This is a genomic window from Promicromonospora sp. NPDC060204, assembly GCF_042728455.1.
Lineage (GTDB): Bacteria > Actinomycetota > Actinomycetes > Actinomycetales > Cellulomonadaceae > Promicromonospora.
In genome coordinates, this window is sequence record NZ_JBHWZO010000249.1 from 1 (window position 1) to 9,259 (window position 9,259).

General features: G+C 73.1%; 15 protein-coding genes. 8 read left to right on the forward strand and 7 right to left on the reverse strand.

The features are described from left to right. The first annotated feature begins 123 nt into the window (after positions 1-123). Positions 124-987 (forward strand): patatin-like phospholipase family protein, encoded by an 864-nt coding sequence (locus ACFWEJ_RS23680; protein WP_377231635.1) that lies wholly within the window; start codon positions 124-126, stop codon positions 985-987. A gap of 49 nt (positions 988-1,036) precedes the next feature. Here the strand turns inward: ACFWEJ_RS23680 and ACFWEJ_RS23685 are convergent, their stop codons facing one another. Continuing rightward, positions 1,037-1,729, reverse strand: coding sequence for a dienelactone hydrolase family protein (locus ACFWEJ_RS23685; protein WP_377231636.1), 693 nt, complete (start codon positions 1,727-1,729; stop codon positions 1,037-1,039). 135 nt (positions 1,730-1,864) lie between these two features. Here ACFWEJ_RS23685 and ACFWEJ_RS23690 point away from each other — a divergent pair, with 135 nt between their 5' ends. Further along, positions 1,865-2,290: an NUDIX hydrolase gene (locus tag ACFWEJ_RS23690; protein WP_377231649.1), complete on the forward strand. Its 426-nt coding sequence runs from the start codon at positions 1,865-1,867 to the stop codon at positions 2,288-2,290. 21 nt (positions 2,291-2,311) lie between these two features. Here the strand turns inward: ACFWEJ_RS23690 and ACFWEJ_RS23695 are convergent, their stop codons facing one another. Together ACFWEJ_RS23695 and ACFWEJ_RS23700 are read right to left on the reverse strand one after the other, a co-directional pair. Continuing rightward, positions 2,312-2,905, reverse strand: coding sequence for a histidine phosphatase family protein (locus ACFWEJ_RS23695; RefSeq protein ID WP_377231637.1), 594 nt, complete (start codon positions 2,903-2,905; stop codon positions 2,312-2,314). Between the two features lie 76 nt (positions 2,906-2,981). Beyond that, complete coding sequence (locus ACFWEJ_RS23700; protein WP_377231638.1) at positions 2,982-3,629, reverse strand: transcriptional regulator; 648 nt, start codon at positions 3,627-3,629, stop codon at positions 2,982-2,984. A gap of 64 nt (positions 3,630-3,693) precedes the next feature. On the opposite strand from ACFWEJ_RS23700, the gene ACFWEJ_RS23705 reads away from it, so the two are divergent. Both ACFWEJ_RS23705 and ACFWEJ_RS23710 read left to right on the forward strand, forming a co-directional pair. Further along, complete coding sequence (locus ACFWEJ_RS23705) at positions 3,694-4,026, forward strand: PEP-utilizing enzyme (RefSeq protein ID WP_377231639.1); 333 nt, start codon at positions 3,694-3,696, stop codon at positions 4,024-4,026. Between the two features lie 117 nt (positions 4,027-4,143). Further along, positions 4,144-5,067, forward strand: coding sequence for a M23 family metallopeptidase (locus ACFWEJ_RS23710; protein WP_377231640.1), 924 nt, complete (start codon positions 4,144-4,146; stop codon positions 5,065-5,067). Between the two features lie 73 nt (positions 5,068-5,140). Here the strand turns inward: ACFWEJ_RS23710 and ACFWEJ_RS23715 are convergent, their stop codons facing one another. Together ACFWEJ_RS23715 and ACFWEJ_RS23720 are read right to left on the reverse strand one after the other, a co-directional pair. After that, entirely contained in the window at positions 5,141-5,524 is a 384-nt protein-coding gene (locus ACFWEJ_RS23715; protein WP_377231641.1) for a VOC family protein, read from the reverse strand. A 9-nt stretch (positions 5,525-5,533) separates the two neighbouring features. Next, entirely contained in the window at positions 5,534-6,001 is a 468-nt protein-coding gene (locus ACFWEJ_RS23720) for a MarR family winged helix-turn-helix transcriptional regulator (protein WP_377231642.1), read from the reverse strand. A 91-nt stretch (positions 6,002-6,092) separates the two neighbouring features. Between ACFWEJ_RS23720 and ACFWEJ_RS23725 the strand changes: the two genes are divergently transcribed. From ACFWEJ_RS23725 to ACFWEJ_RS23740, 4 genes are read left to right on the forward strand one after another with little or no spacing between them, the layout of a single operon-like run. Continuing rightward, positions 6,093-6,548, forward strand: coding sequence for a nitroreductase/quinone reductase family protein (locus ACFWEJ_RS23725; RefSeq protein ID WP_377231643.1), 456 nt, complete (start codon positions 6,093-6,095; stop codon positions 6,546-6,548). A 52-nt stretch (positions 6,549-6,600) separates the two neighbouring features. Then, the gene (locus ACFWEJ_RS23730; protein ID WP_377231644.1) at positions 6,601-7,056 is read left to right on the forward strand and encodes a nitroreductase/quinone reductase family protein; all 456 of its coding nucleotides are present in this window, start codon (positions 6,601-6,603) and stop codon (positions 7,054-7,056) included. Positions 7,057-7,092: 36 nt separating this feature from the next. After that, positions 7,093-7,551, forward strand: coding sequence for a DUF5959 family protein (locus ACFWEJ_RS23735; RefSeq protein ID WP_377231645.1), 459 nt, complete (start codon positions 7,093-7,095; stop codon positions 7,549-7,551). Positions 7,552-7,600: 49 nt separating this feature from the next. Then, complete coding sequence (locus ACFWEJ_RS23740; protein ID WP_377231646.1) at positions 7,601-8,329, forward strand: DUF1684 domain-containing protein; 729 nt, start codon at positions 7,601-7,603, stop codon at positions 8,327-8,329. 4 nt (positions 8,330-8,333) lie between these two features. On the opposite strand, the gene ACFWEJ_RS23745 is transcribed toward ACFWEJ_RS23740, so the two are convergent. Together ACFWEJ_RS23745 and ACFWEJ_RS23750 are read right to left on the reverse strand one after the other, a co-directional pair. After that, positions 8,334-8,651: an XRE family transcriptional regulator gene (locus tag ACFWEJ_RS23745; protein WP_377231647.1), complete on the reverse strand. Its 318-nt coding sequence runs from the start codon at positions 8,649-8,651 to the stop codon at positions 8,334-8,336. Between the two features lie 3 nt (positions 8,652-8,654). Further along, on the reverse strand, positions 8,655-9,008 hold the full coding sequence (locus ACFWEJ_RS23750) for a type II toxin-antitoxin system RelE/ParE family toxin (RefSeq protein WP_377231648.1): 354 nt from the start codon (positions 9,006-9,008) through the stop codon (positions 8,655-8,657). Positions 9,009-9,259 lie beyond the last annotated feature (251 nt).

Below are 9,259 nucleotides of genomic sequence, written 5' to 3' on the forward strand. Positions count from 1 at the left end.
ATTTTTTTTTTCTCAAACGGGTTGCACAAAAAAAATAGCCAGCACTCAACGGAGGGGACGTCACCCTGGGATCACCCTGGCGTCGGCGCGCCCCGCATCTGGGGCGGCCGTAGTGTGCGAAACATGACGGACGCACTCGTACTCGGAGGAGGCGGCGTCGCCGGCGTCGCGTGGGAGCTGGGCGTGCTGCAGGGCATCGCCGACAAGGACCGTGAGCTCGCGGCCCGACTCGTGGGCGCCGACCGCGTGGTCGGCACCTCCGCCGGGTCCGCCGTGGCAGCCCAGGTCACGAGCGGGACGCCGCTGGAGGAGCTGTACGAGGCACAGCTCGTCGACGACGGCCTCGACTTCGTCGTCGAGTTCGACGGGCCGGCCATGCTGGCGGGCTGGGCCGCGGCGCTGGAGCCGGCGGCCGACGGCACCCCGCCCGACCCGCTCGTGATCCGCCGCAGGATCGGCGCGATGGCGCTCGCTGCGCCGACGACCGACGAGGCGACCCGGCTCAAGGAGCACGAGGCGCACCTGCAGAGCACGCGGTGGCCGGACACCGACCTCGCCATCCCGGCCGTCGACGCCGAGTCGGGCGAGCTGCGCGTCTTCCGCCGCGACTCGGGCGTGCGGCTCCTGGACGCCATCGCCGCGAGCTGCGCCGTGCCGGGCGTGTGGCCACCGGTGACCATCGGCGTCCGGCGCTATGTCGACGGCGGCATCCGGTCGGTGGCGAACATCGACCTGGCCGCCGGCGCCGACCACGTGCTGGTCATCACGCCGCAGCGGCCGGGGTCGCCGTCGCCGTTCGGCCCGTCGGCCACCGAGCAGGTCGAGGCCCTGGCACCCGCGAAGGTGCTCATGATCGGGGCGGACGACGCGTCGCTCGAAGCGTTCGGCATCAACCCCCTCTCCCCCGCCACTCGGGGGCCGTCGGCGGTCGCGGGCCGCGCGGTGGGGCGGGCGCAGGCCGCGGAGCTGGCCGCGCTGTTCGACTGACCGGGCCAGGGCCGGTCGCGGGGCCGGCCAGCCCGGGCGTGGGGAGAGATCAGGCCGGCGCCGGCCCGCCCAGGTGCTCCGCGAAGAACGCGAGCGTCCGCGCCCAGGCGTCCGCCGACGCCTCCGGGTCGTGCGACATGCCCTGGACCCGCATCAGCATGCCGAGCGCCCCGGTGTACTGCGCGAGGAACGAGTGGGTCGCCTCGGGATACACCTTGAGGTCCACCGGCACGCCGCTGCGCTCCAGGCCGGCGCGCAGCTTGTCCACCTCGACGACGTCGACCACCCTGTCCCGGCCGCCGTAGCTGGCCACGACGGGGCAGGGCGCCGACAGCATCCGGTCGAGCTCCGCCGGCTCCTGCTTGCCGGCCGGGAGCAGGCCGTAGTTCACCGCCGCGGTGTCGAACCCGCCGCGCCCGGCGGCGACCAGCGCGAACCGGCCGCCCAGGCAGAACCCCATGACGCCCACCTTGCCGGTGCAGTCGGGCCGGGCCGCGAGCGCCGCCCGGGCCTCCTCCAGGCGGTCGTAGGCGGGTCCCTGGTCGGCGACGAAGCTCGCGAACGTCTGCCGCAGGCAGCGTCCGCGCTGGTACATCGACGGCGCGTGCACGAGGTAGCCCTGCGCGGCGAGGTGGTCGCAGACGCGGCGCAGCTCGTCGGTCATCCCGTAGGCGTCGTGCACCACGACAACGCCGGGAAAAGGGCCGCCGCCGGCGGGGACCGAGGTGTGTCCGGGGTGCACGCGGAGCCTCCTGTGCGCTGGGGCGTCCGGACGCGCGGCCCGGACCTCGCTGCCGACCGTACCAGTCGTTGTGCATCGTGCATATGCCCTGGACACGCCATGATGGTCACCATGTTCACCAGCACCGACGGGACCATGGACCTGCGGGTCTCCGCGTACGCGGTCATCACCGACGAGCCGGGCCGGATGCTCCTGCCCCACTGGTCCGAGGGGACGCACCACGGCTGGACGATGCCCGGCGGCGGCATCGACCCGGGTGAGCACCCGGCCGACGCCGCCGTCCGGGAGGTCTACGAGGAGACGGGCTACCACGTGGAGCTGGCCGGGCTGCTCGGCGTCGACAGCATCGTGTTCCCCGCCGCCGAGCGCGTGCACGCGGCGGACCGCCCCGGACAGGCCCTGCGCATCGTCTACCGGGCGCGCATCACGGGCGGCGAGCTGCGCGTCGAGGAGGACGGCTCCACCGACGGCGTCGCCTGGCACACCCAGCAGGAGATCGACGTGCTGAACCGGGTCGCGCTGGTGGACCTGTCGCGCCGCTGGGCGGGGTTGATCCCCTAGACAGCGCCGGACCGGGGCCCGTCAGGGCCGCGCCGACGGCGGGAAACCCGTCCAGCGCAGGTCGGCGGGCAGGTGCCCCATGTCGTTGAACAGCACGACCGTGGGCGGCAGGCCGTCGCGGTACTCGATCACGGTCAGCGCGGCGTTCCCGCTGTTCAGGCCGAGCCAGCGGGCAGGGGGCGCGTCGAGCGCGTGGCGCAGGAGCCACGCGACCTGGAACGCGTGGGTGACCAGCACCTCGTGGGTCTCGACGTCGACGGTCCGCGCGAACCGGTCGACCAGCGCGGTCGCGAGGCGCTCGCCGGGGGCGCGCTCGGCGTCGTCGAACCCGTCGAAGAAGCCGGCCCAGGCCGGCGGGAGGTCCGGCGCGGCGGGCACGTACGGCACGTGGTCGACCAGCTCGGCCGCCTCCGCCACCGGAACCCCCGGCAGGTGCTCGCCGAGCACGCGCGCGCTCGCCGTAGCGCGCGGCAGCGGCGAGTGCCACACCGCGTCGACCGGCAGCGCGGACAGCCGCGCACCCAACAGCTCCGCCTGCCGCCGTCCGACGTCGGTCAGCTCGCCGAACGCGTCCGCCGCGCCGTGCCGGGCCAGGTACAGGTGTCGGGTCGCCATGCGACGAACCTAGCGGCCGGACCAGGTACTACGCACCGCGCGGGCCGTCCCGCGGGGCGGCCAGCACCACGGGCCGTCACGCACCGCGCGGGATCCCCAGCGTCGAGAGCAGGTCCTCGTGCAGCTCCATCCACACGGCGTGGCACGACGCGATACCGGTCCCGGCCACCCACTCGCCCTGCCCGGCGCGCGCCCGGTCGAGCGCCCGCTCGAACCGCGTGTCGTACCCGTCGAACCGGGCCAGCACCGCGGCGAGCGAGGAGACGAGCGGCGCCAGCTCGCCGCCCAGGGCCGCGAGCTCGTCCAGCACGCGCGCGTCCCAGTCCGCGTCGGTGTGCGTGTTCGGCGCGAGCCGGTCGTCCTCCGCGGGGAGCAGCTGCCAGTCGGTGCACGCCTGCAGCAGGCGGGCGTTCAGGGGCCCGAAGGCCTCGTGCACCTCCTCGACGACGGCCCGCGCCCCCGACTCGGCCAGCTCCAGGGCGAGGAGCCGGTCGTCCTCGGCGCGGCCGCGCTCCGTCAGCGACCAGCCCGCCGTGGTCCCGAACGCCGCCCGCCGGACCCAGCCGTACGCCTCGTCGTCGAGCAGCGTCTCGCTGGTCTCCGCCGGATCGAGGCCGAACCGCGCGGCCACGGCGTCGTCGTCCGCCATGCCCTGGATCCGGACGGAGTGGAGAACGAGCAGCTCGGGCTGAGAGGATCGGCCGGGCACCGGGATACGGGTCACACGGTGCACCGTGCATCGTCCGGTGGAGAGTGTCAACGCGAAACGGTCGCCGAAGGAGAAAGTCATGTCGGACAGCTTCGTCGTCGAACTGGCCGGGACCCCCGGCAGCCCGGGCCGGGCGTCCGGGCCCGCACGCGTGGTGCACGGACCGGACGACTTCACCCGCGTGCGCCCCGGTGACGTGCTCGTGTGCCGCTTCACCGAACCGTCCTGGACCGCCCTGCTCGGCCTGGTGTCCGCCGTGGTCACCGAGACCGGCGGCGTCCTGTCGCACGCCGCGATCGTGGCCCGCGAGCAGGGCATCCCCGCGGTGCTCGCGGTACCCGGCGCCACGACGACGCTGCGCGACGGCGAGACCGTCACCGTCGACGGCGGCGCCGGCCGGGTCACCGGCTGACCGGCCACACCCACCGGCGAGCCGTCCACGGGCAGTACTCCCCATGGGCACCGGCCCGGCGCCGTGCCAGCCTTCCTGCGTCAGACCAAGAGTCAGACCTCAGGATGGAGAGCACCAATGACAGGCAACTCCCCGTTCCGCAGAAGATCCGCCAGGCAGTGGGCGCTCGCGGCCCTGGCCGCGCTCGCCCTGGTCGCCTCGCCGACGGCGTCGGCCACGGCCTCCCCGACGACGCCGGGTGGCGGCGCCGGCGTGCTGGCGATCTCCCACAAGTCGCCCTTCAGCTGCAGCAAGACGTTCTACGCCAACAACTGGAGCGGGGGCCACAGCCCCAACGGCTCCATCGACTGGCAGACCTACGGCAGCGACGCCGTCAACGGCGAGACGGTCCGGGCCACGGCCGGCGGCACCGCCACCTTCGACGACGAGGGCAGCACCAGCTACGGCAAGTGGGTGCAGATCGTGCACAGCGACGGCACCCGCACGCGGTACGCCCACCTGGCCACGATGGTGCGCAACCCGGGCCAGACGATGTCGGTCAGCCAGGGCACCGTCATCGGGACGGTCGGTTCGACCGGCGGTTCCGACGCGCCGCACCTGCACTACGAGCAGCGCAGCTCGGCCGGCGTCGTGGACACCTCGCCGACCGTCGACGGCGTGACCGTCTCCGTGGGCCAGAAGAAGGCCGTGACCAGCACCAACGCCTGCGGGTCGAACAACCCGTACACGCCGACGGAAGTCTGCGGCAGCGGCTTCGCGGTGGTCGACCAGGCCGCGCTCGGCACGGTGGGCCGGACCTACCTGCTGTACAACTCCGGGACCGGCAGCAACTGCGTGGTCACGCTGAAGTCGACCAACCTCGGCACCCCGAGCGCGGTCTCGGCCTTCCTGGAGCCGCAGGGCGCCTCGCGCACCACCGACTCCGGCAGCTACGGGTACTACGCCGGCCCGGTCAAGCGGTCCGCGCCCGGCACCTGCGTCAAGTGGGGCGGCTCGGTGGGGTCCACCAGCTACACGAGCCCGTTCGAGCACTGCGGCTGACACCCGCTCCGCCACACCGAAGGCCCCCGGGGTACGCCCCCGGGGGCCTTCGGTCTTGACGCGGCCTGAGGGCTCACGCGCCCGACGGCGGCTCGATCAGGTCCCACGGCATGCCGTAAAGGTCCTCGAAGACGGCGACCGTCCCGTACGCCTCGTACCGCGGCTCCTCGCGGAACCGCACGCCCGCCGCGACCATCCGCGCGTGCTGGGCGGCGAAGTCGTCGGTCTCGAGGAAGAAGGCGACCTTCCCGCCCGCCTGCCGCCCGACGACGTCGTCGGCGCCCGGCAGCGCGAGAACGAGGCCGGTCCCGCCCTCCGCGGGGCCGACGACGACGCGGCGGCGGCCGGCCGCATTCGTCTCGTCCTCCCGCAGGGCGAACCCGAGGATGTCGACGAAGAAGGTGATCGCCTCGTCGTGGTCGCGGACGAGGTAGGTGACGTCGGAGAGTCGCAGCACCCCGTGATCCTAGGCCGCGCGCGCACCCCGGGCCGCCAGGACCACGGCCGACGCCAGCCGGCGGAACTCCGGCCGGTCCCCGGCGGGCAGCGTGGCCAGCAGGCCGTCGAGCGCGCTCGTGACACCGGCCTCGAAGGCGGCCACCGCCTGGGTCCCGGCGTCGGTCAGCGACACCTGGACGGCCCGGCGGTCGCCGGGAACCGGGCCGCGCTCCAGCAGCCCGCGCCGCTCGGCCCGGTCGACGAGGCCCGTGAGCGCCGCCTTCTCGATCCCCAGGAGCTGCGCCAGGTCGACCATGCGCTGGGGTTGGTCGCCGAGGCCGCAGAGCAGCCGGCCCTGCATGGGCGTGAGCTCGTGCTGCTCGGCGACGCGCGCGACGGTGGCGGTCAGCACCACGGCGAGCTCCACGAGCTCGGGCATGCCCCCGATGCCGTGCGCGGCGCAGCCCGGCAAGGCGTCGGGAGTCTCGTCGGGCATCACTCGTCAAAGGTACACAGCCAACATGGTTCGTGCCATGTATAGTCAATGGCACGAACTTCTTCTCGGACGCCCCAGCGGAGGCAGCACCATGAGCTTCACCCATCCGACCGGCACGCGCGGCGCGCGGCAGCCGGGCCGGTCCACCCGCTTCTTCAACAGGCTGATCGCCCGCCGTGCCCGGCGCACGGACGGCAAGACGATGGGCATGTCGCTGCTGGTGCTGACCACGATCGGCCGCAAGAGCGGCGAGCCCCGCGAGAACCCGGTCGGCTACTTCGTCGCGCCCGACGGCGGCTGGTTCATCGCGGCGTCGGCGGCCGGCGCGCAGGCCAACCCCGCCTGGTACCTCAACCTCGCGGCGCACCCGGACCAGGTGACCGTCGAGCTGGCGGGCCGCAAGGTCGCGGTGACCGCGCGCGAGCTGCACGGCACGGAGCGCGCGCAGGTCTGGAAGCAGATCACCGACGAGTCCCCGGGCTTCCGCAAGTACGAGCAGACCACCGACCGGGAGATCCCCGTGATCCACCTGACGCCGAAGCCCTGACCTCTGGCATGATTCCCGGCGGCCGCACCCGACCACCGACGAGGATCGCTCCATGAGCTTCTCCCACCCGACCGGCACCCGCGGCGCGCGAGTGCCCGGGCCCGTGTTCCGCTGGCTGAACCGCCTGATGGCAGGGCACGCCCGGCGCACCACGGCCACGACCATGGGCAAGAACCTCCTGGTCCTGACCACCGTCGGGCGCAAGAGCGGACAGGCCCGGCCGACGCCGCTCGCGTGGTTCCCCGGGCCTGACGGCTCCTGGCTCGTCGTCGCCTCCGCCTGGGGCGCGGCGACCAACCCGGCCTGGTACCTCAACGTGGCCGCCCACCCCGACCGGCTGACGGTCGAGCTGGGCGGCCGCAAGGTCGCGGTGACCGCCCGTGAGCTGCACGGCACGGAACGCGCCGAGGCGTGGCAGCGCATCACCGCCGAGGCGGCGAACTTCCGCCGCTACGAGCAGACGACGGACCGGGAGATGCCGGTCATCCGGCTGACGCCGAAGGCCTGATCCCGGGTGTCGGTGGGTCGTGGTTGACTCGCGCCCGTGACATCACAGGATGCGGGTCAACCCGCAGGACTGCCGTGCGAGCTCTTCCGCTTCGGGACCGATGGCAACGTCGTGGCGCTCCGCATCGACTCGCTCGCCCCTCAGGACGGACGCGCCATCGAGGCAACCGGCACGATCGAGATCGACTGCGGGGATCTCGCGGCCGGGCGTGGTGTGCGGGGCGCGCTGCCGACACTCGTCGGCGACGATGACCTGGACGCCTGGCGGGAGGCCCTCGACGCGCTGGACCTGGGGCAGGACGTCGCCTGGCGCGCGGACCAGAAGGCGACCGAGGTGCACGTCCGCTGGGAGCACGACAACATGCTCGTCGTCACCGTCAGCGACACGATGAGTCTGCTCACGGACGTGACGACCGCAGTACCCGTGTCCGACGAGTGGTTCGAGGAGGCCTACGACCGCCTGGACCGGGTCTACGAGCTGTTCGAGCGCCGCTGACCCGCAGCCGCCCGGCAGGGTGTCAGCGGCGGTGGGTAGTGTCGGACGCATGACGCACGCCGCCACCACCTCACCGGCCATCACAGCGCTCCAGACCGCGGACTGGCGGCGGCGCGTCTTCGCGCTGTACGCCGAGGCCCGCACCCGCGCCGTCGTGAACCCGGCCGCCGCGCACGCGGGCTGGATCGCCGCCCGGGACGAGCTCTTCGCGACCCACCCGGTCTCGCCGATCCTGCCGGAGGAGCGGCCCGGCTTCACCGGGCTGACCGTCACCCCGTACGACCCGGCCTGGCGCCTGAGCGCCCCGATCGTGCCCGCCGAGCCCGGGCCCGACGGCGCGCCGCGCCGCCTCGACGTCCCCACCGGGACCGACGGCGTCGTGCCGTTCGAGCTGCTCGGCACGGTCGCCCTGGGGTCCGACGCCCTGGGCGACCTCGGCACCCTCGACGTCTGGCGCCTCGCCTCCTACGGCGGCGGCCTGTTCGTGCCGATCAAGGACGCGCTGGCCGGCCCGCCCGGCGGCACCTACGGCGGCGGCCGCTACCTCATCGACACGATCAAGGGCTCCTGGCTCGGGCACACCGGCGGGTCCGACGGGGGCGAGGGCGGCGGCCCCGACGACTTCGGCGTCGGCGACCTGGTGCTCGACCTCAACTTCGCCTACAACCCTTCCTGCGCCTACGACCCGGCCTGGACGTGCCCGCTCGCCCAGGACGGCAACACCCTGGCGGTCGAGGTCCCGGTCGGCGAGCGCACCCCGGACAAGCCGTCGTACTGAGGCGTCAGCCCTGCACGACGACGAACTCGTCACCGAAGTCCGCGATCACCCGCAGCCGGCCGCCGAGGGCCTCCACGTACGACCGCAGCGTGCCCAGCTCGGTCGAGTCGAGTCGGCCGTGCTCGATCGCGGACACCCGTGGCTGCGCGACGCCCATCCCCTGCGCGATCACGGCCTGCGTCATGTGCTGGGACCGGCGGATGTCAGCGAGCTTGTACGCGCGCACCTGCTCGCGCATCTCGGCCATGATCTCTGCCGTTCGCGCTTCGTCCAGGCCGGTCGCGACCGCGTCGGCCTTCACTTCGTTCCATGAACGAGCCATCTGTCACACCTCCTCGTCGTACTCACCGATGAGCCACTGCTCATATCGATGCTCAGCCACCGGGATGGTCGCCCGGTACCACTCATCCCATCGCCCCGCCTTGTCCCCCGCGACGAGCAGAACCGCCCTACGGGCCGGATCGAAGGCGAACAGGACGCGGACGGTGCTCGCGCGGAGCTCCTTCAGGTTGTGGACCGTCGACCCCTTGATCGAGTCAACCGCGGGCCTTCCGAGGGAGGGGCCGGTCCGGGCGAGCAGTTCGATCGCCGCGGCGACATGCTCGGCCACCGGGTCCTCCGTCCGGACCAGGTCGAGGAACCAGGCATCAACTTCCTCGAGCAGGACGACGTTCCACATCCATGCCTCCACCATAACGCACGTGTTATGAGCACACCGCGGCGTCGAGCCCGGGCACCCACTCTTGATGGGTTGACTTTGTCAGGAAAGACATCCCTTCGCAGGGGATGACAGGCATCAGTGCGTATACGCAACGGCAGGCCGCCACGCGGCCGACCGTCTCGCCGGCATGAGCCGCACCGCCGCCAGCCGCCCTCCCCCTCGAGGCCCGGGTTTCTTCGCTTTGCGGCGGCTCAAAGCGAAGAAACCCG